Here is a 25,203-nt window from a genome sequence, read left to right as displayed (position 1 = left end):
AAAGAAACAGCTATCCCCAGCCTAAGCACTTCACACCGGCCGCGGCACAGGCGATTGGCCTAATGGCCCGGCAATAGCGAGTGCCCTCGAAGGTCTCGCGGGGCTTGGACCGCGCACGGTCTGACGAGCCATAACCTTGAGCGTGCTGGTTCAGCACGAAATAGCTTCGGCACAGCGCTACGCGCTGCCGTTGGGTATGCAAGGGAAACCAACGAAGAAGAAGCGCAAGCAAACCCGATTGACCGGTCGGCCGCGAAGCGGGCCGGAGCCCTTTGGTGCTGAACCAGTTTGTTCTGTAGTGCGATGTGACAGACCGTGCGCGAGCCAAGCCGAAATGGGCCTTTGAGGGCGACACTTAGGCGAGTGCCACCGCGGGCTGGCAAGCATGGCCAACGTGCGTGTGACCGCGGGCATGAACGAGCTGCTTTCTTTGGTTACTTTCTTTGCAGCAGCAAAGAAAGTGACCCCCGCCCCGGGGAGGGGCAGTGCTAATAGACCGACACGAAACCGGGATCCGGCGAACGCCCCAACCACTCTCATCCCTCACCGCCCGGATTACGCAGGCCGAAGAGCGCAGCAGAATCCACCGTCAGCACGACCTCCCCATGCTGGTTGTGCGCTTCCCATCGCGTCTGCACGATCCCGCGATCCGGCTTGCTCTTCGACACGCGCTTGTCGAGCACGCGCACGGTAAGCCGCACCGTATCGCCGACGCGCACTGGCTTGATCCAGCGAATGTTATCGAGGCCGGGGGAGCCCATCGAGGTCGAATCGCCGACCATGTCGCGCACAAGAATGCCCATCATCGCGGAACACGTGTTCCAGCCGCTCGCGACGAGTCCGCCGAAATGCGACGCCTCGCCGGCCGCCTCCGACAGATGAAAAGGCTGCGGATCGTAACGCTCGGCGAATCCCACGATCTCTTCTCTCGTGAACGTGTGCGCGCTCAACTGCACTGCGCTGCCGATATCGAAATCTTCGTAGGCATATTTCATGCAAAAGCTCCTCGATGAGCATCAGTCCTCGGTAACGGAAAAAGCAGGAAGCGCCGCGAAGCGCGCGAGATGATGATCGACATCGCCGAGCGTCGTCTCGATGATCGACAGGCGCTTGAACCAGTGCGCCGCGGGCAGTTCGTTGGTCATGCCCATGCCGCCGTGCAACTGCACCGCCTGTTGCCCGACGAAGCGCGCGGCCTGACCGACGCGCACCTTCGCGGCCGAGACAGCTTGTGCGCGCGTCGCGGCATCGTCGCTCGCGTAACGCGCGGCGGCCAGATAGGTGATCGAGCGCGCCTGCTCCGCGTGGATCAACATCTCGACCATCCGATGTTGCAGCGCCTGAAAGCGCGCGATTGGCATTCCGAACTGCTGGCGTTCCTTCGTATAGTCGACAGTCGCACGATTGAGCGCATCGAGTGCGCCGAGCGCTTCCGCGCATAGCAGAAATGTCGCGTAGTCGGCGATCCGCTCAAAGGTCGCGGCGCCCGTGTCGCGGCCAGCGAGGCGCGTCGCGGGCGTCTTGTCGAAAGTGAGCGTTGCGGCGCGCTGCCCGTCGATCGTGCGGTACTCGGTAATGCCAACCTTTGCCGCATCTTTCCCGACGATGAACAGCGCCACTTCGCCTTCCGCGCGCGCCGGCACGATCCAGTAATCGGCTTGCGCGCCGTGCTGGACCATCGACTTCGTGCCTTCCAGTGTGAAGCGCTCGCCTTCGCCGCTAGCGGTGGTGCGCAGATCGAAGAGATCGTAGCGCGCATGCGGCTCGTGAAACGCGACCGAAAGACGGATCTCGCCGCGCCCCGCCCGTTCGAGCAACTCGCCGGCCATCGCACTGCCCTTCTGCGCAGCGAGCCGCAGCGCTTCGATGCCTACGGCCGTCGCCCAATACGGTTCGACGACGAGCGCACGCCCGAGCTCCTGCATCACGACGAGCATGTCGACCGGACCGCCATCGAAGCCGCCCTGCGCTTCAGGAACCGGCAGCGCGAGGAGACCCAGTTCGGCGAACGCGCGCCAATGTTTTTCATCGACGCCCGCCTCCGACGCGACGCTCTTCTGCCGCGCATCGAACGCATATTCCTTGTCGAGATAACGGCGCAGCGCATCGCGGAACTGCTGCTGTTCATCGCTGAAAGTGAAGTCCATGCGCCGCTCCTCAAAGTCCCAGAATCATCTGCGCGATGATGTTCTTTTGAATCTCGTTCGATCCGCCGTAGATCGATGTCTTGCGGAAGTTGAAGTAGTACGCGGCGAGCGGCGCGGCATCGTCGTCGCCCGTGATGCTATGCGGGCGCTCGCCTTCGAGAAATGCGGGATCGAAAGCGGCTGCCTGCGGGCCGATTGCTTCGACCATCAACTCGGTCAGCGCCTGCTGCACTTCGGTGCCTTTGATCTTCAGCATCGACGCTTCCGGTCCCGGACCCTTGCCGCCCGCCTCGCTCGCGATCACACGCTGAACCGTCACTTCGAGCGCCATCAATTCGATTTCGAGCGCGGCGATTTTCGCGGCGAAGACCGGATCGTGCAGGAGCGGCTTGCCGGCCTTGTTGCGGTCCAGAGCGAGTCGCTTGAGAAACAGCAACTCGCGCTTCGACAGCCCGACGCGCGCAATGCCCGTGCGCTCGTGTCCGAGCAGATACTTCGCATACGTCCAGCCGCGATTTTCCTCACCGACGAGATTCTCAGTCGGCACTTCGACGTCCTCGAAGAAGACTTCGTTGACTTCGTGATCCTCGTCGAGCGTGATGATCGGCCGAACGGTGATGCCCGGCGTCTTCATGTCGATCAGAAGAAACGAGATGCCTTCCTGTTTCTTCGCTTCGGGATCGGTGCGCACGAGGCAGAACATCATGTCGGCGTGCTGGCCGAGCGTGGTCCACGTCTTCTGGCCGTTCACGATGTAGTGATCGCCGCGTCGTTCTGCGCGCGTGCGCAGCGACGCGAGATCGGAGCCCGAGCCGGGTTCCGAGTAGCCCTGGCACCACCAGTCGGTGCCGTCGAGAATGCGCGGGAGATAGAGCGACTTCTGCTCGTCGCTGCCGTACTTCATGAGCACCGGCGCGACCATCATTACGCCAAAAGGCAGCACCATCGGCGCGCCGGCGCGGGCGCACTCCTCGTCCCAGATATGCCGCTGCGTCACGTCCCAGCCGGGGCCGCCGTATTCCTTCGGCCACGCGACCGCGGACCATCCGCGCGACGCGAGCAGCTTGTGCCAGTTCGCGTAATCGTCGCGGGTCAGACGCTTGTGATGGAGAACTTTGTCGCGCAGCGCGCGAGGAAGACTGGCTTCGAGCCAGATGCGGACGTCGGCGCGAAAGGCGTCGTCGGCGGGGGAATAACTGAGGTTCATGCGCGGAGTCTCACTTATGGCCCATGCCGGAGCCAGAAGAGACGCCGCGCGCACGACTTACTGCAGCGGCTCCTTCAATGCTTCCGGAACAGGCAACGGCATCACGTCGATCCCTTCCTCGAGCAAGGCATGCGCGTCTTCAGGCGTCGTGACGCCGCGAATGTTGCGCGCCGGCGCCTCGTTGTAATGAATGCGCCGCGCCTCCTCGGCAAACCGCTCGCCCACGTTTTCGGTCTTCTCGATCAACTCGCGCATGAACTTCAAGGCGCGCGCCTGAAGTGCCGCCGACTCGGGCGCGGCTTGCGCCTGCGTAGCCTGTGGCGCCGCCTCGCCTCGCGCCGACGACAGATTCAGGCGCGGCGCGGACGGCATGCGGCTCACGTCCGTCGCCGAGCAAACCGGACACGCAACCAGCTTGCGCGACAACTGCGACTCGAACTCCTCGGTCGAGGCAAACCAGCCTTCGAACCGGTGTTCGTGCGAGCACTTTAAATCGAGGACCTTCATGCTGATGGGGCTTCGTTGAAGTTTATCTCAAAATCGCGTTTTGTGAACGATCGTTCTAAAAAATCGGACAGATGCCGACGACCGCCGCGCGACGAATCATTCATTCTAGCCGGTCGGCCCCTTCGACGCTTTTGGTGACGCAAAAACGACAAAAGCGGCTGAAGAAGCCGCTTTTGCATGGGTCGGATTGGCGACCGATCAGTCCGTGATCGTCTCGCCGAGCTTCCATTCGCCCGAGCGAATTTTCTCCAGCCAGAAGACGCCGATGATCGTCTTCACGTCGCTGATGCTGCCGTCCTTCACCCAGTTCATCAACTGCACTTCGTCAGCGATGAAGGTTTCGAGGAACTCGCCCTCGTCGAGCTTCGCATCGCCCGCATGCAGGCCGCGCGCCAGATAAATGTCGATGAACTCGGTCGAATACGAAATCACTGGATGGATGCGCGTGAGGAACGTCCACTCGCGCGCCGTGTAGCCCGTCTCTTCCTGCAGCTCGCGCTTCGCGCACGTCAGCTCGTCTTCATTGGGATCGAGCTTGCCGGCCGGAAATTCGAGCAGCACGCGACCCACCGGATAACGGAACTGACGTTCGAGCAGCACACGGCCGTCGTCGAAGACCGGCAGGATCATCACTGCACCGGGATGCTCGACGAACTCGCGCGTCGCGTGCTTGCCGTCGGGCAATTCCACGGTATCGCGTTTCAACGTAAGGAATTTGCCCTCGTGCAACGTGACGCTTTCGACCTTCTTTTCGATGAGGCCGTCGTCGTTGCCGGGAATCGAGGAATGATCTGCCATCTTGAGCCCTGTGCTTTGAAGCAAGCTGCCGACGGCGGAAAGCCGTCAGCGGCGTTTGACGAGATACTGATACGTGAAGCCCGGGAAGGCCAGCACGATGAAGAGACTGAAGGTGACGGCATAAAACTGCCATCCCTGATCGAAACGGTTGCCGGCGCGCGCTTCGAGCATGAAGCCGAGCGCGCCGACCACGAAGTAAAGAACGATCAGCTCGCCGATGCGAATCCACGCGCTCTTCTTCGCCGCCTTGCGTCCCGTCGGCGCCGAAAGGCGCACCGGGACGAGGGCGAAGAGACGCTGATTCAGGAACGGCACATTGGCGAGAACGAGCGCCAACAGGACGATGAACCAGCCTGCCGCCGACATTACAGCGGCAGCGTGTGCGAGATCGCCGTCAGGCACGCCGTCATCAGCGGACCCGGCACGAGGCCGAGCACCAGCACGGCCAGGCCGTTGAATGCGAGCAGCGAGCGGTTGAGGCCGCCAGCGACGATCGGCGATGCGTCTTGCGGCGCATCGAAGTACATCAGCTTCACGACACGCAGGTAGTAGAACGCACCCACGAGCGAGGTCATCACGGCGAGAACGGCGAGCCACGTGAGGCCGGCGTTCATCGTCGCTTCGAGCACGGCGAGCTTCGCGTAGAAGCCGACCGTCGGCGGAATGCCGGCGAGCGAGAACATCATGATCATCATGACGAACGCGAACACGGGGCTGCGTTGGTTCAGGCCCTTGAAGTCTTCGAGCATTTCGGCTTCGAAGTCGCGGCGCGCGAGCAGCATCACCACGCCGAACGTGCCGAGCGTCGTCACGAGATAGATGATGCTGTAGAACATCGCCGAGCTGTATGCGCCCGCCGCGCCCGTCACCTTGCCGTCGACTACGCCGGCGAGCAGGCCGAGCAGCACGAAGCCCATGTTGGAGATGGCCGAGTAAGCGAGCATCCGCTTGATGTTCTTCTGCACGATACCCGTGATATTGCCGACGATGAGCGACAACGCCGCGAGGATCACGAGCATCTCCTGCCAATCCACCGCGAACGGCAGCAGGCCCATCACAAGGAAGCGCAGGCCCCACGCGAATGCCGCGACCTTCGGACCGCCGCCGGTGAGCAGCGTCATCGCGGTCGGTGCGCCCTGATAGACGTCCGGCACCCACATGTGGAACGGCACGGCGCCCATCTTGAAGGCGACGCCCGCCACGACAAAGATCACGCCGAACAGCAGGACCGCGTCGTTGATGCGGCCCGAAGCGACGGCCTTCAGCACTTCGTTCAGTTCGAGCGAGCCGGTCGCGCCATAGAGCATCGAGATGCCGTACAGCAGGAAGCCGGATGCGAGCGCGCCGAGCACGTAGTACTTCATCGCCGATTCATTCGACTGCGGCGAGTCCTTGCGCAGCGCGATCACCGCATAGAGCGACAGCGACATCAGTTCCAGGCCGAGATACAGCGTCAGGAAGTTGTTGCCCGAAATCATCACGCACTGGCCGAGCAGCGAGAACATCCCGAGCAGGAAGAAGTCGCCGCGGAACAGGTCGCGGTCTTCGAGATACTTCTTCGAATAGATGATCGACACCGCGTAGCCGAGACACACCACCGCCTTCATCGCGCTCGCGAACGGATCGACGATGTACATGCGCGTGAAGAAGTAATGCGGCGTCGGGTCGAGCGCCGTGACGGCGAACCACACGCCGACGACGATCGTCGAGACGAGCGCGATCAGATACGTCGTGCCGCGGCTCTTCTCGCCGAACACCGTGTCGTTCAGCCAGGCCAGAACGACCGCGCCCATCAGGATCGCGTCAGGCCAAAGAATACTCATAGAGGCGTTTTGCATGATCTTTTAGTTCCTCCGCACGACGTTACTGAGCCAGCGGCAGCTTGGACTGCGCGACGTGGGAGAGCAGGTTTGCCACGGATTCGTGCATCACATCGGTAAAGGGCTTCGGATGCAGGCCCATATACAGCGTGAAGAGCGCGAGGATGGCGAGCATCAGGAACTCGCGCTTGTTGATGTCCCTGAGCTTGGCGACGTGGTCGTTCGCGACCGCGCCGAAGTACACGCGCTTGTACATCCACAGCGTGTAGGCCGCGCCGAGAATCAGCGTGAACGTGGCGAGGAAGGCGATCCAGAAGTTGTACTTCACGGCCGCCAGAATCACCATGAATTCGCCGACGAAACCCGAGGTGCCCGGCAGGCCGCAGTTGGCCATCGCGAAGAGCATCGCGAACGCGGCGAACTTCGGCATCGTGTTGACGACGCCGCCGTAATCCGCGATCTGACGCGAGTGCACGCGGTCATAGAGCACGCCGATCGAAAGGAACATCGCGCCGGAGATGAAGCCGTGCGAGATCATCTGGATGATCGCGCCTTCCACACCGAGCTGGCTCGACGGGCCGAACATGAAAAAGCCGAGCGTGACGAAGCCCATGTGCGCGATCGACGAATACGCGACGAGCTTCTTCATGTCGGCCTGCACCAGTGCGACGAGGCCGATGTAGATCACCGCGATCAGCGACAGCGTGATGACGACAGGCGCGAGGAAATGGCTCGCGTCCGGCGCGATCGGCAGCGAGAAGCGCAGGAAACCGTACGCGCCGAGCTTCAGCATGATCGCCGCCAGCACGACCGAGCCACCCGTCGGCGCTTCCACGTGCGCGTCAGGCAACCACGTATGCACCGGCCACATCGGCACCTTCACGGCGAAGGCCAGGAAGAACGCGATGAATAGCAGCACCTGCGGCGTCATGTCGAGCTTCGCGGCGTGCCACGTGGCGAGATCGAACGTGTGCGTCTGCGTATAGAGGTACAGCAGCGCGACCAGCATCAGAAGCGAGCCGGCCAGCGTGTACAGGAAGAACTTGAACGCCGCGTACACGCGATTCGGGCCGCCCCACACACCGATGATGATGTACATCGGAATCAGCGTGGCCTCGAAGAACACGTAGAACAGCAGGCCGTCCGCCGTCGAAAACACGCCGATCATGATGCCCGAGAGAATCAGGAACGCGGCCATGTACTGCGACACGCGCTCGGTAATCACTTCCCAGCCGGCGATCACGACGATCACCGTGATAAGCGCGGTCAGCACGACGAACCACATCGAGATGCCGTCCACACCGAGGTGGTACGTGATGTTGAAGCGTTCGATCCAGTTCGACTGCTCGACGAACTGCAGCGCGGCCGTCGACGTATCGAACCCGGTGATGAGCGGAATCGTGACGATCAGCCCGAGCACCGAGCCGACCAGCGCCACCCAGCGCGCAGGCGCCGGGTTCTGATCGTTACCAACTGCGAGCACCAGCACGCCGAAAATGATCGGCAGCCAGATCGCAACACTGAGAATCGGAAAAGAGTGCATAGGATCCCTCGCCTTATTTGCCGCCGAGCGTCACAAACAGGGTCAAGAGCCCCAACATGCCGATAATCATGGCGAACGCGTAGTGATAGATGTAACCGGATTGAAGGAAGCGGATCACACCGGCGAACCAGCCCATGAACCGCGCACTGCCGTTGACGATGCCGTCGATGACGACCACATCGCCCTCTTTCCACAAGCCACGGCCGATGGCGACCGCGCCCTTCGCGAACACGACCTCGTTGATCTTGTCGCAGTAGTACTTGTTGTCGAGCAGCACGTAGATCGGGCGGAAGGTCTTTGCGACGACCGCCGGCAGATCCGGACGCTTCATATAGAAGAACCACGCGACGATCACACCCAGCGCCGCGAGCCACACCGGTCCCGGCGTGATGATGCCGTGCAGCGCCATCGCCATCCAGCCGTGGAACTCTTCGGCCATTTCCTTCAGGCCTTCGTGGTTCTCGCCGATGAAGATCACCTTGTCGAACGCGACGCCGTGTGCGAAGAAGTCGCCGTAGATCATCGGGCCGATCATGATCGCGCCGATGATGATCGACGGAATCGCGAGCAGCACGAGCGGCAGCGTCACCACCCAGGGCGTTTCATGCGGCACATGAGCATGGCCGTGACCATGATCGTCGTGACCGTGCGAGTCATGACCGTGACCGTGCGCTTCGGCCTGGCCCATCGGCGAGTCGGGATGCTTCGGACCGCGGAAGCGCTCTTCGCCGTGGAACACCATGAAATACATGCGGAACGAGTACAGCGACGTGACGAACACGCTCGCGACCACCGCGAAGTACGCGAAGCCCGAGCCCGCCAGATGCGAGTACTTCACGGCTTCGATGATCGAGTCCTTCGAGTAGAAGCCCGAGAAGAACGGCGTGCCGATCAGCGCGAGCGAACCGATCAGCGACGTGATCCAGGTGATCGGCATGTACTTGCGCAGGCCGCCCATGTTGCGCATGTCCTGATCGTGGTGCATGCCGATGATGACCGAGCCCGCGCCGAGGAACAGCAGCGCCTTGAAGAACGCATGCGTGCCGAGGTGGAACACGGCGACCGGATACGCCGATACGCCGAGCGCCACCGTCATGTAGCCGAGCTGCGAGAGCGTGGAGTACGCGACCACGCGCTTGATGTCGTTCTGAACGACGCCGAGGAAGCCCATGAACAAGGCCGTGATCGCGCCGATCACCGTGACGAACGAAAGCGCCGCATCCGAATGCTCGAACAGCGGCGACATGCGCGTCACCATGAAAATGCCGGCCGTCACCATGGTTGCCGCGTGAATCAGCGCGGAAATCGGCGTCGGGCCTTCCATCGAGTCCGGCAGCCAGACGTGCAGCGGGAACTGCGCGGATTTGCCCATCGCGCCGATGAAGAGGCACACGCACGCGACCGTCAGCAGACCCCATTGCGTGCCGGGGAACGTCATCGTCGCGAGCTTGTCGCCTTGCGCGAACACGTCGCCGTAATTCAGCGAACCGGAGAACGCGAGCAACAGGCCGATGCCCAGCAGAAAACCGAAGTCGCCCACGCGGTTCACGATGAACGCCTTCATGTTGGCGTAGATCGCGCTCTCACGCGTGAAGTAGAAGCCGATCAGCAGGTACGACACGAGACCCACCGCTTCCCAGCCGAAGAACAGTTGCAGGAAGTTGTTGCTCATGACGAGCATCAGCATCGAGAAAGTGAAGAGCGAGATGTACGAGAAGAAGCGCTCGTAGCCCACTTCCTCGTCCGCCATGTAGCCGATCGTGTAGATGTGCACCATCAGCGAGACGAAGGTCACGATGACCATCATCATTGCCGTGAGCGAGTCGACCAGGAAGCCGACTTCCATCTTGAGCGTGCCGACGTTCATCCACTCGTAGATGGTCGCGTTGAAGCTCGCGCCGTGCATCACGTCGTTGAAGACGATTGCGGAGAGGATGAACGAGATGAAGACGCCGAGGATCGTGATGCGATGCGATCCCTTGCGCCCTACCGCCTTCCCGAATAGCCCTGCGATCAGCGAGCCGGCCAGCGGCGCCAGCGGGACCGCGAGCAGGAGGTTTTCATTGAGTGTCGTGGACATAACAGCCTTGCCTGAAATTAACCTTTGAGCTGATCGAGGTCCTCGACGTTGATCGTGTCGAGGCTACGGAACAGGGTCACGAGAATCGCGAGACCGATCGCGGCTTCAGCCGCAGCCACGGTCAGCACGAAGAACACGAAAATCTGGCCGTGCACGTCGCCCAGATAGTGCGAGAACGCGACGAAATTGGTGTTCACCGCGAGCAGCATCAATTCGATGGCCATCAGGATGATGATGACGTTGCGCCGGTTCAGGAAGATGCCGACGATGCTGATCGCAAAAAGGATCGCACCGAGCACGAGGTAATGGGCAAGACTCAACATATTCGATTTCTCCTTCGCGCTCAGCCCTTGTTGTCGACCGTGCCCGCGCCGATGTTTCCAGTCACGGCAGGTTCCGTAGCGGCGTCAGGCGCCTCTGTCTCGGACTTCATCTTCACGATGCGCACGCGGTCTTGCGCGCGCACCTTGACCTGCTGGCTGACCGTTTGCGTCTTCTTGTCCTTCTTGTCGCGGATCGTGAGCGAGATCGCCGCGATGATCGCGACCAGCAGCACGAGGCCCGCAATTTCGAACGCGAAGATGTAGTCCGTGTAGATGACCTTGCCGATCAGTTGCGTGTTCGGCATCAGCGCCGCGCCCGAAACGCCCGCGCCGGCCGAAGCGTCGCGCAGCGGGGTCGTCGTCGCGCCGTAGCCGCGCCACAGGATCAGCGCCGTCTCGATCACGATGATCGCGCCGACGATGCTCGCGAGCGGCACGAAGCGCTTGAAATCCCGCCGCAGGACATCAACGTTGATGTCGAGCATCATGACGACGAAGAGGAACAGCACCATCACGGCGCCCACGTACACGAGAACCAGCAGAATCGCGAGGAATTCGGCTTGCAGCAGCATCCAGATCGCGGCCGCGTTGAAGAACGAGAGCACGAGGAAGAGCGCGGATGACACCGGGTTGCGCGAGGTGATCACCTTCAGCGCCGACACGGTCAGCAGCAGCGCGAAGATATAGAACAGTACGGTTGTGAATTCCATGATTACCGGTTCATCGTTAGGCCATCATCAGGCATGGTGTGTCGGCGCTCGTGGACAGAATGCATCCTCGGCGCTCGCCGCAGTGTGCCAAACAGCAACAACAAAATCGCTCTGGCGCGATGCCGGAACGCCTGGTTCCGGCATCGAACGCATATCAGCGATAAGGCGCGTCCGCCGCCTTCGACGCGGCGATTTCCGTTTCGTAACGATCGCCCACGGCGAGCAGCATGTCCTTCGTGAAGTACAGATCGCCGCGCTTTTCGCCGTGATATTCGAGGATGTGCGTCTCGACGATCGAATCGACCGGGCAGCTCTCTTCGCAGAAACCGCAGAAAATGCACTTGGTCAGGTCGATGTCGTAACGCGTCGTGCGACGGGTGTTGTCCGCGCGCGTTTCCGATTCGATCGTGATCGCCATCGCCGGGCACACCGCTTCGCACAGCTTGCAGGCGATGCAGCGTTCTTCGCCGTTTTCGTACCGGCGCAGCGCATGCAGACCGCGGAAGCGCGGCGAGATCGGAGTCTTTTCCTCCGGGAACTGCACCGTGATCTTGCGCTGGAACGTATAACGGCCCGTCAGCGCCAGACCCTTCAGCAGTTCGGTCAGGAAGAAGGTTTTGAAGAAGTTCTGAATTGCGTTCATGATGATTTCGTCCGCCCTTGTCTCACTTCCAGATGTTGAGCGGCGACATGATCCAGAAGCCGACCACGACCACCCAGATCACCGACACCGGCAGGAACACCTTCCAACCCAGACGCATGATCTGGTCGTAGCGGTAACGCGGGAAAGTCGCACGCGCCCAGATGAACACCGACAGCAGCAGGAAAACCTTGAAAACGAACCAGAATACGCCCGGAATGAAAGACAGGAAGCCGAACGGTGCATCCCAGCCGCCGAGGAACAGCGTCGTGGCGATCGCGGAGATCACGATCATGTTGATGTACTCGGCGAGGAAGAACAGCGCGAACGCCATGCCCGAGTAATCGATCATGTGACCCGCGACGATTTCCGATTCGCCTTCCACTACGTCGAACGGGTGACGGTTGGTTTCAGCGATGCCCGAGATGAAGTACACGACGAACATCGGCAAGAGCGGGAGCCAGTTCCACGACAGGAAGTTGACGCCCCAGCCCGCGAACATGCCGCGCTGTTGCGAGTGCACGATGTCGGACATGTTCAGCGTGCCCGCGACCATCAGCACCACGACGAGCGCGAAGCCCATCGAGATTTCGTAGGACACCATCTGCGCCGCGGCGCGCATCGCGCCGAGGAACGCGTACTTCGAGTTCGACGCCCAGCCCGCGAGAATCACGCCGTACACGCCGATCGACGAGATCGCCATGGCGTAAAGGAGACCGGCGTTGATATCGCCGAGCACCGCCTGCGCCTGGAACGGAATCACCGCCCAGACCGCGAACGCGGGGACCACGGTCATGATCGGCGCGATCATGTAGATCCACTTGCTGGCCGCTGTCGGCTGAATCACTTCCTTGAGCAGAAGCTTCAGCACGTCCGCGATCGGCTGCAGCAGACCGGCCGGGCCGACGCGATTCGGGCCGAGACGCACGTGCATCCAGCCGATGAGCTTGCGTTCCCAGAGAATCAGGTACGCCACGCACAGCAGGATGACAACCGCAACCACGAGGATGCGGACGAGCGCCCACACCGTCGGCCATGCGACGCCGAGAATCTGCGTGCCGCCTGCGTTGATCGTATCGAACAAGCCCATTTTTACGCCTTCTCCACTACCAGTTCACCGAACAGGCCGCCGAGCGCGGCGCCAGCCGCCGTGCCCGCCGACACGCGGACCACCGACTCCGCGAGATTCGCGTCGCGGACCGCGGGCAACGTCACCGACAGATTGCCTTGCTTGATACGCACTGCTTCGCCGTCCTTCAGACCGAGCTTGTCGAAGAGCGCGGTCGGCAGGCCGGCCACGTTCGCGTCGCGTGCTGCCGCCGTCAGATGCAGCGACGGCGCGCGGCGCACGAGCGCATCGGCGTGATAGATCGGCACATCGGCGAGACGCTGCAGGCCGCTGCCGTTCAGCGTGACGTTCGATGCCGCGCGCTTCGCTTGCACGGTCGTCTTGTTCGACAGACGCGAGCTCAGATCGCCCGTACCGAGCGCGGCGATGCGCACTTCTTCAGCCGTGTCGAACTCGAAACCGGCCAAGCCGAGGATCGTGCCCAGCACGCGCAGCACCTTCCAGCCCGGACGCGTGTCGCCCAGCGCGCGCACGACGCCGTTGAACGACTGTGCCGTGCCTTCCGCGTTGACGAACGTGCCCGACGTTTCCGTGAACGGTGCGATCGGCAGCAACACGTCCGCGTAATCCATGCCGTGCTTGAACGGCGACATCACGACGACCATTTCCGCCGCCTTGAGCGCGGCGATGGCCTGCGCCGGATTCGCCGTGTCGTATTCCGGTTCGGCGTTCAGCAGCACGTAACCCTTGCGCGGCTGCTCGAACACTTCGCGTGCGTTGAGACCGCCTTCGCCCGGCAATGCATCGACGAGATGCGCGCCGACCGAATTCGCGCCTTCCGTGAGGAAGCCGAGCGTCGCGCCGGTATTGTCGGCGATCCACTGCGCCGCCGCCTGAATCTGTGCAAAGTCCGGATGCTGAACCGCGAGGTTGCCGAGCAGCACCACGCGCACTTCGCCCGCCGACAGCGATGCCGCGACATCCTTCGCCGCCGCCGATGCTTCGCGGCCCGCGAATGCGTCCGGCACTGCGACGCCGCGCGCTTCGCCGACCGCCGCCGCGATGCTCGCGAGCTGATCGAGCCACGCGGAAGGCGCGGCGACCAGACGATGCGCGGTCGGGATCAGCGAGTCGTCGTTGCTGGCATTGAGGAACGTGATCTTCGCGCCGTTCTTCGCGGCCTGACGCAGACGCGCGGCGAACAGCGGATGATCGCGGCGCAGGAACGAGCCGATCACGAACGCGGTGTCGATCGTCGACAGATCCGCGATCTTCGTGCCGAGCCAGGGCGCACCGATGCCGGCTGGCGCCGAGAAATCGCTCTGACGCAGACGGAAGTCGATATTCGGCGTGCCGACGCCTTCAGCCAGTTGCTTCAGCAGATGCAGTTCTTCGACCGTGCCGTGCGGCGTGGCCAGAGCGGCGATGGCGTTCGCGCCATGATCCGCCTTGATGCCCTTCAGACCCTTCGCGACGTATTCGAGCGCGGTCTGCCAGTCGGTTTCGATCCAGTTGCCGCCTTGCTTGAGCATCGGCGTGGTGAGACGCTCGTCGCTGTTGAGGCCTTCGTACGAGAAGCGGTCCTTGTCCGAGATCCAGCATTCGTTGATGGCTTCGTTCTCCATCGGCAGAACGCGCATCACACGATTGTTCTTCACCTGCACGACGAGGTTCGCGCCGACGGAATCATGCGGGCTCACCGACTTGCGGCGCGACAGTTCCCACGTCCGCGCGCTGTAGCGGAACGGCTTGCTGGTCAAGGCGCCGACCGGGCACAGATCGATCATGTTGCCCGACAGTTCCGAATCCACCGTCTTTCCGACGAACGACGTGATTTCCGAATGCTCGCCGCGGCCCAGCATGCCGAGTTCCATCACGCCGGCGATTTCCTGGCCGAAGCGCACGCAGCGCGTGCAGTGGATGCAGCGCGACATCTCTTCCATCGAGATGAGCGGACCCACGTTCTTGTGAAACACCACGCGCTTTTCTTCGCTATAGCGCGACTGCGACTTGCCGTAACCGACAGCCAGATCCTGCAACTGGCACTCGCCGCCCTGATCGCAGATCGGGCAATCGAGCGGGTGATTGATGAGCAGGAATTCCATCACCGACTGTTGCGCCTTCACGGCCTTGTCGGAGGTGGTGCGCACGATCATGCCGGCCGACACGGGCGTCGCGCAGGCGGGGACGGCCTTCGGCATCTTTTCGACTTCGACGAGGCACATCCGGCAGTTCGCCGCGATCGAAAGCTTCTTGTGATAGCAGAAGTGAGGAATGTAAGTATCGACCTTGTGCGCAGCCTGGATCACCATGCTGCCTTCAGGCACCTCGACCGTCTTGCCGTCAATTTCTAGTTCAACCATGATGGATAGAGATCCTCAACCCTTGTCTCGCGCATCTGACTGCGCGCCTGATTACGCGGTAAGCGCTTCGGTGCTCGCGTGATGCGCGTGCCCGCCGACGAGACAATGCTTGTGCTCGACGTGATATTCGAATTCGTCCCAGAAGTGCTTGAGCATGCCGCGCACGGGCATCGCCGCCGCATCGCCGAGCGCGCAGATCGTGCGGCCCATGATGTTCTCGGCAACCGAGTTGAGCAGATCCAGATCTTCCTTGCGGCCAAGACCATGCTCGATCCGGTGCACCACGCGGTATAGCCAGCCGGTGCCTTCGCGGCAAGGCGTGCACTGACCGCACGACTCTTCATAGTAGAAGTACGAAAGGCGCAGCAGCGAACGCACCATGCAGCGCGTTTCGTTCATCACGATGACCGCGCCCGAACCCAGCATCGAGCCGGCCTTCGCGATCGAATCGTAGTCCATGTCGGTCGCGAGCATCATGTCGCCCGGCACGACCGGCGCGGACGATCCGCCCGGAATCACGGCCTTGACCGACTTGCCGCGCACGCCGCCCGCCAGTTCCATCAGCGTCGAGAACGGCGTGCCGAGCGGAACCTCGTAATTGCCCGGACGATTGACGTCGCCGGACACGGAGAAGATCTTGGTGCCGCCGTTGTTCGGCTTGCCGAGCTCGAGATAATTCTGCGGGCCGACTTCCAGCAGGAACGGCACGGCCGCGAAGGTCTCGGTGTTGTTGATGGTGGTCGGCTTGCCGTACACGCCGAAGCTCGCCGGGAACGGCGGCTTGAAGCGCGGCTGGCCCTTCTTGCCTTCCAGCGATTCGAGCAGCGCAGTTTCTTCGCCGCAGATATACGCGCCGTAACCATGATGCGCGTACAGCTCGAACGAGAAGCCGGAACCGAGAATGTTCGCGCCGAGATAGCCGGCCGCGCGCGCTTCTTCGAGCGCCGCTTCGAACACCCGATAGACTTCGAAAATCTCGCCGTGGATGTAGTTGTAGCCGACGGTGATGCCCATCGCGTACGCGCCGATGGCCATGCCTTCGATCAGCGCGTGCGGATTCCAGCGCAGGATGTCGCGATCCTTGAACGTGCCCGGCTCGCCTTCGTCCGAGTTGCAGACGAGATATTTCTGCCCCGGAAACTGACGCGGCATGAAGCTCCACTTCAGGCCGGTCGGAAAGCCCGCACCGCCGCGGCCGCGCAGACCCGACGCCTTGACGTCGGCGATCACCTGCTCGGCCGGAATCTTTTCTTCGAGAATGCGGCGCAGCTGCTTGTAGCCGCCGCGCGCAACGTAATCCTCGAGATGCCAGTTCTCGCCGTTAAGGCCAGCGAGGATCAGCGGCTTGATGTGACGATCGTGGAGTGACGTCATTTCGAAAGTTCCTCGATCAACTGGTCGATCTTCTCGCGGCTCATGAAGCTGCACATACGGTGGTTGTTCACGAGCATCACCGGTGCGTCGCCACATGCGCCAAAGCACTCGCCTTCTTTCAGCGTGAACTTGCCGTCCGGGGTGGTCTCACCGAAATCGATTCCAAGCTTCTGCTTGAGATACTCGGCGGCGCTGTCCGAACCGCCGTCCGGCCCGAGCTGGCAAGGCAGATTCGTGCACAGCGTGATCTTGTGTTTGCCGACCGGCTTCAGCTCGTACATCGTGTAGAACGTGGCGACTTCCTGCACCGCGACCGGCGGCATGCTCAGGTAATCGGCCACGAACTGCATGAGATCGGGCGAGAGCCAACCATGCTCTTCCTGAGCGACAGCGAGCGCCGCCATCACCGCCGATTGCTTTTGCTCGGCGGGATATTTCGCGACCGCGCGATCGATTTCTTTCAGGCCTTCAGCTGAGATCATTTTCAGACACGACTCTTTCAATTCCTACCGAACGAAAACCTGCCGCGCCCTTCATGTTGCGGCAGACCTGGCGTTCCTGCGGATTCCTGTTATTGCGTTCGCATTTCCATGAACGGCGCCCGATGCGCGCGCCGTGCAGGTGGCGATGAAATCAGCGATCGATCTCGCCGAACACGATGTCTTGCGTACCGATGATCGTCACAGCGTCGGCGATCATGTGGCCTCGCGCCATTTCGTCGAGCGATGCGAGGTGTGCATAGCCCGGCGCGCGAATCTTCAGGCGATACGGCTTGTTCGCGCCATCCGAAATCAGGTAGATGCCAAACTCGCCCTTCGGATGTTCGACCGCCGCGTACGTTTCGCCTTCCGGCACGTGGAAGCCTTCGGTGAAGAGCTTGAAATGGTGAATCAGCTCTTCCATGTTGCTCTTCATGCCGACGCGCGACGGCGGCGCAACCTTGTGATTATCGACCATCACAGGGCCGGGATTCTTGCGCAGCCACGCAATGCACTGTTTGGCGATGCGGGTCGACTGGCGCATTTCTTCCACGCGCACCAGATAACGGTCGTAGCAATCGCCATTCACGCCGACGGGGATATCGAAGTCGAGCTGGTCGTACACTTCGTACGGCTGCTTCTTGCGCAAGTCCCACTCGATGCCCGAGCCACGCAGCATCGCGCCGGACAGGCCCATCTGCAACGCGCGCTCCGGGCTCACCACGCCGATGCCCACGAGACGCTGCTTCCAGATGCGGTTGTCGGTGAGCAGCGTTTCGTACTCGTCGACACAACCCGGGAAACGATTGAAGAAATCCTCGATGAAGTCGAGCAACGAACCCTGACGGTTCTCGTTCATCTTGTCGAGCGCTTTCGCGTTGCGGATCTTGGATGCCTTGTACTGCGGCATCGCGTCCGGCAGATCGCGATAGACGCCACCGGGACGATAGTACGCCGCGTGCATGCGCGCGCCCGACACCGCCTCGTAGACGTCCATAAGATCTTCGCGCTCGCGGAACGCATAGAGAAACACCGCCATCGCGCCGACGTCGAGCGCGTGCGAGCCGATCCACATCAGGTGATTCAGCACGCGCGTGATTTCATCGAACAGCACGCGGATGTATTTCGCGCGAATCGGCACGTCGATGCCGAGCAGCTTCTCGATGGCCATCACGTAGCCGTGCTCGTTCACCATCATCGACACGTAGTCGAGACGGTCCATGTACGGCACCGACTGGATGAAGGTCTTGGTCTCGGCCAGCTTCTCGGTCGCGCGATGCAGCAGACCGATGTGCGGGTCGGCGCGCTGGATCACTTCGCCGTCGAGTTCCAGCACGAGACGCAGCACGCCGTGCGCTGCCGGGTGCTGCGGGCCAAAGTTCAGCGTGTAATTCTTGATCTCTGCCATGGCGTTCTCTTAATGTTTCAGACCGCCATAGCGATCTTCGCGGATCACGCGCGGCGTGATTTCGCGCGGTTCGATCGTCACGGGCTGATAGACCACGCGCTTCTCTTCCGGGTCGTAGCGCATTTCCACATAGCCGGAAACCGGGAAGTCCTTGCGGAACGGATGGCCGATGAAGCCGTAGTCCGTGAGAATGCGGCGCAGGTCGGGATGGCCTTCGAACACGATGCCGTAGAGGTCGAACGCTTCACGCTCGTACCAGTTCGCCGATGTCCAGATATCGACCACCGAAGGCACGATGGGTACTTCGTCGTCCGGGGCGAATACGCGCACGCGCACGCGCCAGTTGTTCGTGATCGAGAGAAGATGGCTGACCGCCGCAAAACGCGGGCCGTCGTAGGCACCGTCGCCGTAGGTCGAATAGTCGACGCCGGCGAGATCCATGAGCTGCTCGAAGCGCAGCGACGGGTCATCGCGCAACTGCTCGCAGACGTTCAGATAGTTGGCCGCCTTGACGACGACCGTCACCTGACCCAGCGACTCCGTGATGCTCTGGAGACGGTCGCCAAACGCCGTCTCGAGGTTCGCTTTGAGGGTCTCGAGTTTGCTTGCCATAGTTTGGGGAGACTCAGGCCCTTACTGACGGGCGATGGTGTTGGTGCGGCGAATCTTCGCCTGCAACTGGATCACGCCGTAGACCAGGGCTTCGGCGGTCGGAGGGCAACCAGGAACGTACACGTCGACCGGCACGATCCGGTCGCAACCGCGCACGACGGAATATGAATAGTGGTAGTAGCCACCGCCGTTCGCGCACGAACCCATCGAAATGACCCAGCGCGGCTCGGCCATCTGGTCGTACACCTTACGAAGCGCGGGCGCCATCTTGTTGCACAGCGTCCCGGCGACGATCATCACGTCGGACTGGCGCGGACTCGGACGAAACACCACCCCGAAACGGTCCAGGTCGTAACGGGCGGCGCCCGCGTGCATCATCTCGACCGCGCAGCACGCGAGACCGAACGTCATCGGCCACAGGGAGCCGGTGCGCGTCCAGTTGATGAGCTTGTCAGCCGTAGTGGTGACAAAGCCTTCCTTCAAGACCCCTTCGATACTCATTTGTTTTCCACTCCAGATGAGCAGCCAGCCAAAGCCGCCCATGAATCCGGTGATCTAACTGTCATTCCCAGTCGAGCCCGCCCTTTCTCCAGATGTAGGCGAAACCGAGCAAAAATTCGAGCAGAAAAATCATCATCGCCATGAAGCCGGGCCAGCCGATATCGCGCAGGGACACACCCCACGGGAACAGAAACGCCGTTTCAAGGTCGAAAATGATGAAAAGAATCGCGACGAGATAGTAACGCACATCGAACTTCATACGCGCGTCTTCGAAGGCTTCGAAGCCGCACTCGTACGGCGCGTTCTTCTCCGTGTCGGGCTTGTTGGGACCGAGAATCTTGCCGATGCTGATCAACGCAATACCTAAACCTAGGCCCACTACGAGAAACAAGAAGACGGGGTAATAGGGTGCGAGGTTCAAGGCTATCCTCTGATCGGTAGATGTGGTCTGTTATTGATTGGGACCTTCAGCCGGGACGGACCACCCGGCGGGAGAATGCACTTGGGACCGCTCACGATATCAGCACACTGTGACAACCGCTTTGACGCTGTCTATGCCGCCATGAAACCGTAAGGGTACTCCAGAAGTGACAATGCCAGCCGAAGCGAAGCAAGCGGCTGGCATTGGATAACTTTGGTGCCGACGGCGAGACTCGAACTCGCACAGCTTTCGCCACTACCCCCTCAAGATAGCGTGTCTACCAATTTCACCACGTCGGCACTGTACTGCAATCCGGGAAAACTACTTCTAAATTGCCGCGAATCGCTTCAAGACTTGAATTATAACTGGGCCCTACGAATTGTTCAACGCACAAAATGCAGATTATGCGAAAAATTCGTTCTGTCGTTATTTAGGCACGTCGGAGCCCGGCGCGGACGACGCGACCGGTGCGGAAGCAGGCGCGGAAGCCGCCGATGCTGCCGCCGAAGCCGATGTCGGCACGGGAGCGGCGCCACCGAGCACACCCGCCGACGTTTGCGGTTTGTAGCTTCCGAGATAGGTCAGCGTCAGCGTCGTGACGAAAAAGACCGCGGCGAGAACAGCGGTAGTACGCGACAGGAAGTTGGCCGAACCCGTCGCACCGAACAGACTGCCCGATGCGCCGCTGCCGAACGCAGCACCCATGTCCGCGCCCTTGCCATGCTGAAGCAGCACGAGGCCGATAACGCCCAGCGCAGACAGCAACTGGACAACGATAATCAATGTCTTCAAATACAGCATTTCAACTCACCCGATCCCTGATGTTTCCGTGACACCTTCGTGTCGCACTATGCTCTTTCGCCTGCCCTGCTCGCTTGCCGTTCGACGCTCAATGCGTCACGGTTTGCGCCGCCCGGCAGATCGCCAGAAAATCCTTCGACTTCAACGATGCGCCGCCGATCAGCCCGCCGTCGATGTCCTTTTGCCCAAACAGCTCTTCCGCATTTTCAGGCTTTACGCTGCCGCCGTACAAAAGCGGCACGCTCGCCACCGATGCACCTTTCTCCAGCAGCTTGTGACGCAGAAACGCATGAACGTCCTGCGCCTGGCCCGGGCGCGCGGTCTTGCCCGTTCCGATCGCCCAGACCGGTTCGTACGCGACCACGATGCCTGCCGCCTGCTCTTCCGTCAGTATCGCCAATACAGCATCGAGCTGCGTGCCGATGATCTGCTCGGTCGTACCCGCCTGGCGCTCTTCGAGCGTCTCGCCGACGCACACGATGGGCGTGAGCCCCGCTTCGATCGCGCGCTGCGCCTTCGACGCAACGAGTTCCGGGCTTTCGCGATGATACGCGCGTCGCTCCGAATGCCCGACGATGGCATACGTGACGCCAAAGTCCGCCGCCATCTCTGCCGCGACTTCGCCCGTGAACGCGCCGCCCGAATGCGCCGACACATCCTGGATGCCCCATTGCACGACCGAACCGCTCAGAAGCGCCTGCGATTGCGCAAGGTAAGGACACGGAACGCACACGCCGACACGCACACCCTTTTGCAAAGCCGATGCCCCTGCGGCGACTTCGGTCAGCAGGGTCGCGTTGTCACTGATGCGACCGTGCATCTTCCAGTTGCCCACCACCAGTTTCGCTCGTTCTCTGGACATATGTCTCGTCAGTCGGCGGCGGCTTGCAAGAACCGCCTGTTATAAAAATGAACCGCTACGAACCGCAAACTGCTTGCAAAACAGGCGATTTTACTGTGTTACGACGAAACCGGTCAAACCGTCAAAAGCGCCGCAACGTGAAACGCCGGATTTCGCATGGAAATGTCACGCGCCCTCACGCCAGTCGAGCACGATCTTGCCGACGTGCGTGCTGCTTTCCATCAGCGTGTGCGCTGCGGCGGCATCGTGCGCCGGGAAAACCTGGTGGATCACCGGCTTGATGCGCCCCGCCTCGATTTCCGGCCAGACACGCTCCTTCAGCTTCGCCGCGAGCTTCGCCTTGAACGCGACCGGACGCGGACGCAGTGTCGAACCGGTGATGACGAGGCGCCGACGCAGCACGTCGTTCAGATTGATCTCCGCCTTGGCGCCGCCCAGCAGCGCGATCACGCAGATGCGCCCGCCATCGGCCAGCGCCTTGAGCTCGCGCGCCAGATAGTCGCCGGCGACCATGTCGAGAATCACGTCGACGCCGCGGTCATTCGTCAGCGACTTCACTACTTCGACGAAATCTTCCGTCTTGTAGTTGATCGCGCGCTCGGCGCCGAGCGCTTCGCACGCGCGGCATTTTTCGTCGGTGCCGGCCGTGGCGAAGACGCGAAAGCCGAGCGCCTTCGCGATCTGGATCGCCGTCACGCCGATGCCGCTCGATCCGCCCTGCACGAGCAGCGTCTCTTCCGCGCCGTTCTCGCCCGCGCCCAGCTGACCACGCTCGAACACGTTGCTCCAGACGGTGAAGAAGGTCTCCGGCAACGATGCGGCCTCGATCTCCGACAGCCCCTTCGGCACCGGCAGACACTGTTCGAGCGGCGCGACCGCATATTCGGCGTAACCGCCGCCCGCGAGCAGCGCGCACACGCGATCGCCTTTTTTCAGACCGAACGGGTTGTGTTTGGGATCGAAATCGCCATCGACGATTTCACCGGCCACTTCCAGCCCCGGCAGATCGGATGCCCCCGGCGGCGGCGCGTACGCGCCCTTGCGCTGGAACACGTCCGGCCGGTTGACGCCGGAAGCGGCAACCTTGATCAACACCTCGCATTTGCCCGGCGCAGGTGTCGGACGTTCGCCCAGTTTCAGGACTTCGGGTGCGCCAAACTCAGTGATTTCGATGGCCTTCATATCCTCTCCCTGTGCCGACCAGCGTCAGTGTGCATTCGAACCGGATGGCACTGCGCGCGCCTGTAGCAATCACGCTGCACACTGCCATCGAGTCCGATGACGCGTCGGACAATGCATAGCGTCCGAAGCGTCATACATGAAAACGGCCGGCTCGCATCAGCGGCCGGCCGTCTACACATTACCGCATTACGACTGCGGATGCGTGGGTTCCGCCTGCTGTGCGGCTTCGTTCAGAAGCGCCTTCGCCGACAGACGCACACGACCCTTTTCGTCCGTCTGGATGACCTTGACCTTCACGATCTGGCCTTCCTTCAGATAGTCGTTGATGTCCTTCACGCGCTCGTTGACGATCTCCGAGATGTGCAGCAGACCGTCCTTGCCCGGCAGGATGTTCACGATCGCGCCGAAGTCGAGCAGCTTGAGCACCGGGCCTTCGTAGATCTGGCCGACTTCCACTTCAGCCGTGATGTTCTCGATACGCTTCTTCGCGTCGGCCATGCCTTCCGCGCTCGTGCTCGCGATCGTCACGACGCCGTCGTCCGAAATGTCGATGGTCGTGCCGGTCTCCTCCGTCAGCGCGCGGATCACCGAGCCGCCCTTGCCGATCACGTCGCGGATCTTCTCCGGATTGATCTTGATGGTGATCATGCGCGGCGCGTAGTCGGACAGTTCCGTATTCGTGTGCGGAACCGCAGCCGTCATCTTGCCGAGGATGTGCATGCGGCCTTCCTTCGCCTGTGCGAGCGCGACCTGCATGATTTCCTTCGTGATGCCCTGGATCTTGATGTCCATCTGCAGCGCCGTCACGCCTTGTGCCGTGCCGGCCACCTTGAAGTCCATGTCGCCGAGGTGATCTTCGTCGCCCAGGATGTCGGTCAGAACCGCGAACTTGTTTCCTTCGAGGATCAGGCCCATCGCGATGCCTGCGACGTGCGCCTTCATCGGCACGCCGGCGTCCATCAGCGCGAGGCAGCCGCCGCAAACCGACGCCATCGACGACGAGCCATTCGATTCCGTGATTTCCGACACGACGCGGATGGAATAGCCGAATTCGTCGGGGCCCGGCAGGCACGCGACCAGCGCGCGCTTGGCCAGTCGGCCGTGACCGATTTCACGACGCTTCGGCGAACCGACGCGGCCGGTTTCGCCCGTTGCGAACGGGGGCATGTTGTAGTGAAGCATGAAGCGCTCGCGATATTCGCCTTCGAGCGCGTCGATGTTCTGCTCGTCGCCCTTCGTGCCGAGCGTCGCGACGACCAGCGCCTGCGTTTCGCCACGCGTGAAGAGCGCCGAACCGTGCGTGCGCGGCAACACGCCCGTGCGGATTTCGATCGGGCGGACCGTGCGCGTGTCGCGGCCGTCGATGCGCGGCTCGCCGTTCAGGATCTGCGAGCGAACGATCTTCGCTTCGATATCGAACAACACGTTGCCGATGGTTGCCGCATCGGCAACGACTGCTTCCTCGGCGAGCTTCGCCGAGGTCGCCGCGTAGACTTCCTTCAGCTTGGCCGAACGCGCCTGCTTGTTGCGCAACTGGTAAGCGGCTTCGAGTTCCGTCTTGGCGATTTCCGTGACGCGCGAAATGAGCGCTTCGTTCTTCGCGGCGGGCTTCCAGTCCCACTCGGGCTTGCCGCCTTCGCGGACGAGCTCATGGATTGCGTCGATGGCCGTCTGCATCTGCTCGTGGCCGAACACCACGCCGCCGAGCATCACTTCTTCTGACAACTGCTGCGCTTCCGATTCCACCATCAGCACAGCGCGCTCGGTGCCCGCGACGATCAAGTCGAGCGCCGATTCCTTCATTTGCGGACGCGTGGGGTTCAGCACGTACTCGTTGTTGATGTACGCGACGCGCGCGGCGCCGACCGGACCGTTGAACGGCAGGCCCGACACGGCGAGCGCGGCCGATGCGCCGATCAGCGCGGGAATATCCGCCGGGACGTCCGGATTCAGCGACAGGACGTGGATGACGACCTGCACTTCGTTATAGAAGCCTTCCGGGAAGAGCGGACGCAGCGGACGGTCGATCAGGCGCGAAATCAGCGTCTCGCCTTCCGACGGACGGCCTTCACGGCGGAAGAAGCCGCCCGGGATCTTGCCGGCTGCGTAGGTCTTTTCGAGGTAATCGACGGTCAGCGGGAAGAAGTCCTGGCCCGGCTTGGCGGTCTTCGCGCCGACGACGGTCGCGAGCACGACGGTATCTTCGACATCGACGATCACCGCGCCGCTTGCCTGACGAGCGATTTCACCCGTTTCCAGGCGGACATTGTGTTGTCCCCACTTAAATTCTTTGACGATTTTATTGAACATTGTGACTCCTTCTACGTTGGCCGCGCCGGTCGTCTGGCGCTGACTG

24 protein-coding genes and 1 tRNA gene are annotated in these 25,203 nt (G+C 61.8%); all 25 read right to left on the bottom strand.

The window, feature by feature from the left end; genetic code table 11:
• Positions 1-536: 536 nt before the first annotated feature.
• The 25 genes from IAG25_RS34560 to pnp all read right to left on the bottom strand — a co-directional run bounded on the left by IAG25_RS34560 (position 537) and on the right by pnp (position 25,157).
• Positions 537-995 (bottom strand): MaoC family dehydratase, encoded by a 459-nt coding sequence (locus tag IAG25_RS34560; protein WP_029672467.1) that lies wholly within the window; start codon positions 993-995, stop codon positions 537-539.
• Between the two features lie 21 nt (positions 996-1,016).
• Positions 1,017-2,147: an acyl-CoA dehydrogenase family protein gene (locus IAG25_RS34555; protein ID WP_187608872.1), complete on the bottom strand. Its 1,131-nt coding sequence runs from the start codon at positions 2,145-2,147 to the stop codon at positions 1,017-1,019.
• Positions 2,148-2,157: 10 nt separating this feature from the next.
• Positions 2,158-3,354: an acyl-CoA dehydrogenase family protein gene (locus IAG25_RS34550; protein WP_187608871.1), complete on the bottom strand. Its 1,197-nt coding sequence runs from the start codon at positions 3,352-3,354 to the stop codon at positions 2,158-2,160.
• 57 nt (positions 3,355-3,411) lie between these two features.
• Positions 3,412-3,861 carry a DUF1178 family protein gene (locus tag IAG25_RS34545; RefSeq protein ID WP_029672464.1) on the bottom strand — a complete coding sequence of 150 codons (450 nt, stop codon included), beginning with the start codon at positions 3,859-3,861 and terminating at the stop codon, positions 3,412-3,414.
• A gap of 198 nt (positions 3,862-4,059) precedes the next feature.
• The gene (locus IAG25_RS34540) at positions 4,060-4,659 is read right to left on the bottom strand and encodes an NUDIX domain-containing protein (protein WP_035502982.1); all 600 of its coding nucleotides are present in this window, start codon (positions 4,657-4,659) and stop codon (positions 4,060-4,062) included.
• A gap of 45 nt (positions 4,660-4,704) precedes the next feature.
• Positions 4,705-5,025, bottom strand: a complete 321-nt coding sequence (locus IAG25_RS34535) for a DUF2818 family protein (protein ID WP_029672462.1) — start codon at positions 5,023-5,025, stop codon at positions 4,705-4,707.
• Positions 5,025-6,482: an NADH-quinone oxidoreductase subunit NuoN gene (gene nuoN / locus IAG25_RS34530; protein WP_029672461.1), complete on the bottom strand. Its 1,458-nt coding sequence runs from the start codon at positions 6,480-6,482 to the stop codon at positions 5,025-5,027. Before nuoN ends, IAG25_RS34535 begins: the two co-directional genes overlap by 1 nt.
• Before the next feature lie 40 nt (positions 6,483-6,522).
• Positions 6,523-8,022 (bottom strand): NADH-quinone oxidoreductase subunit M, encoded by a 1,500-nt coding sequence (locus tag IAG25_RS34525; RefSeq protein WP_187608870.1) that lies wholly within the window; start codon positions 8,020-8,022, stop codon positions 6,523-6,525.
• Between the two features lie 13 nt (positions 8,023-8,035).
• On the bottom strand, positions 8,036-10,102 hold the full coding sequence (gene nuoL / locus IAG25_RS34520) for an NADH-quinone oxidoreductase subunit L (protein WP_187608869.1): 2,067 nt from the start codon (positions 10,100-10,102) through the stop codon (positions 8,036-8,038).
• A 17-nt stretch (positions 10,103-10,119) separates the two neighbouring features.
• The gene (gene nuoK, locus IAG25_RS34515; protein ID WP_007588140.1) at positions 10,120-10,425 is read right to left on the bottom strand and encodes an NADH-quinone oxidoreductase subunit NuoK; all 306 of its coding nucleotides are present in this window, start codon (positions 10,423-10,425) and stop codon (positions 10,120-10,122) included.
• Positions 10,426-10,445: 20 nt separating this feature from the next.
• Entirely contained in the window at positions 10,446-11,135 is a 690-nt protein-coding gene (locus IAG25_RS34510; protein ID WP_187608868.1) for an NADH-quinone oxidoreductase subunit J, read from the bottom strand.
• Between the two features lie 154 nt (positions 11,136-11,289).
• Positions 11,290-11,778: an NADH-quinone oxidoreductase subunit NuoI gene (gene nuoI / locus IAG25_RS34505; protein WP_008341734.1), complete on the bottom strand. Its 489-nt coding sequence runs from the start codon at positions 11,776-11,778 to the stop codon at positions 11,290-11,292.
• A 22-nt stretch (positions 11,779-11,800) separates the two neighbouring features.
• On the bottom strand, positions 11,801-12,865 hold the full coding sequence (gene nuoH / locus IAG25_RS34500) for an NADH-quinone oxidoreductase subunit NuoH (protein WP_187608867.1): 1,065 nt from the start codon (positions 12,863-12,865) through the stop codon (positions 11,801-11,803).
• A gap of 2 nt (positions 12,866-12,867) precedes the next feature.
• Positions 12,868-15,207, bottom strand: a complete 2,340-nt coding sequence (nuoG, locus tag IAG25_RS34495) for an NADH-quinone oxidoreductase subunit NuoG (RefSeq protein ID WP_187608866.1) — start codon at positions 15,205-15,207, stop codon at positions 12,868-12,870.
• A 51-nt stretch (positions 15,208-15,258) separates the two neighbouring features.
• Positions 15,259-16,581, bottom strand: coding sequence for an NADH-quinone oxidoreductase subunit NuoF (gene nuoF / locus IAG25_RS34490; RefSeq protein ID WP_035502995.1), 1,323 nt, complete (start codon positions 16,579-16,581; stop codon positions 15,259-15,261).
• Positions 16,578-17,063 carry an NADH-quinone oxidoreductase subunit NuoE gene (nuoE, locus tag IAG25_RS34485; protein ID WP_187608865.1) on the bottom strand — a complete coding sequence of 162 codons (486 nt, stop codon included), beginning with the start codon at positions 17,061-17,063 and terminating at the stop codon, positions 16,578-16,580. Before nuoE ends, nuoF begins: the two co-directional genes overlap by 4 nt.
• A gap of 151 nt (positions 17,064-17,214) precedes the next feature.
• Positions 17,215-18,468 (bottom strand): NADH-quinone oxidoreductase subunit D, encoded by a 1,254-nt coding sequence (locus IAG25_RS34480; protein ID WP_187608864.1) that lies wholly within the window; start codon positions 18,466-18,468, stop codon positions 17,215-17,217.
• A 9-nt stretch (positions 18,469-18,477) separates the two neighbouring features.
• A complete protein-coding gene (locus tag IAG25_RS34475) occupies positions 18,478-19,080 on the bottom strand; it encodes an NADH-quinone oxidoreductase subunit C (protein WP_187608863.1) in 603 nt (200 codons plus the stop codon).
• Positions 19,081-19,101: 21 nt separating this feature from the next.
• Positions 19,102-19,581 carry a NuoB/complex I 20 kDa subunit family protein gene (locus IAG25_RS34470; protein WP_006052903.1) on the bottom strand — a complete coding sequence of 160 codons (480 nt, stop codon included), beginning with the start codon at positions 19,579-19,581 and terminating at the stop codon, positions 19,102-19,104.
• A gap of 61 nt (positions 19,582-19,642) precedes the next feature.
• The gene (locus IAG25_RS34465) at positions 19,643-20,002 is read right to left on the bottom strand and encodes an NADH-quinone oxidoreductase subunit A (protein ID WP_187608862.1); all 360 of its coding nucleotides are present in this window, start codon (positions 20,000-20,002) and stop codon (positions 19,643-19,645) included.
• Between the two features lie 214 nt (positions 20,003-20,216).
• Positions 20,217-20,301 (bottom strand) — tRNA-Leu (locus tag IAG25_RS34460).
• 127 nt (positions 20,302-20,428) lie between these two features.
• Entirely contained in the window at positions 20,429-20,803 is a 375-nt protein-coding gene (secG, locus tag IAG25_RS34455) for a preprotein translocase subunit SecG (protein ID WP_187608861.1), read from the bottom strand.
• Positions 20,804-20,891: 88 nt separating this feature from the next.
• The gene (gene tpiA / locus IAG25_RS34450; RefSeq protein ID WP_035503004.1) at positions 20,892-21,665 is read right to left on the bottom strand and encodes a triose-phosphate isomerase; all 774 of its coding nucleotides are present in this window, start codon (positions 21,663-21,665) and stop codon (positions 20,892-20,894) included.
• Positions 21,666-21,830: 165 nt separating this feature from the next.
• A complete protein-coding gene (locus tag IAG25_RS34445) occupies positions 21,831-22,847 on the bottom strand; it encodes an NAD(P)H-quinone oxidoreductase (RefSeq protein ID WP_187608860.1) in 1,017 nt (338 codons plus the stop codon).
• A 186-nt stretch (positions 22,848-23,033) separates the two neighbouring features.
• Positions 23,034-25,157 (bottom strand): polyribonucleotide nucleotidyltransferase, encoded by a 2,124-nt coding sequence (gene pnp / locus IAG25_RS34440; protein WP_187608859.1) that lies wholly within the window; start codon positions 25,155-25,157, stop codon positions 23,034-23,036.
• Between the last annotated feature and the right edge of the window lie 46 nt (positions 25,158-25,203).

It is taken from the genome of Caballeronia sp. EK, from assembly GCF_014384845.1.
Classification (GTDB): domain Bacteria; phylum Pseudomonadota; class Gammaproteobacteria; order Burkholderiales; family Burkholderiaceae; genus Caballeronia; species Caballeronia jiangsuensis.
The sequence above is the reverse complement of the archived record's forward strand: the minus strand, read 5'-3'. Positions and strand labels throughout refer to the sequence as shown.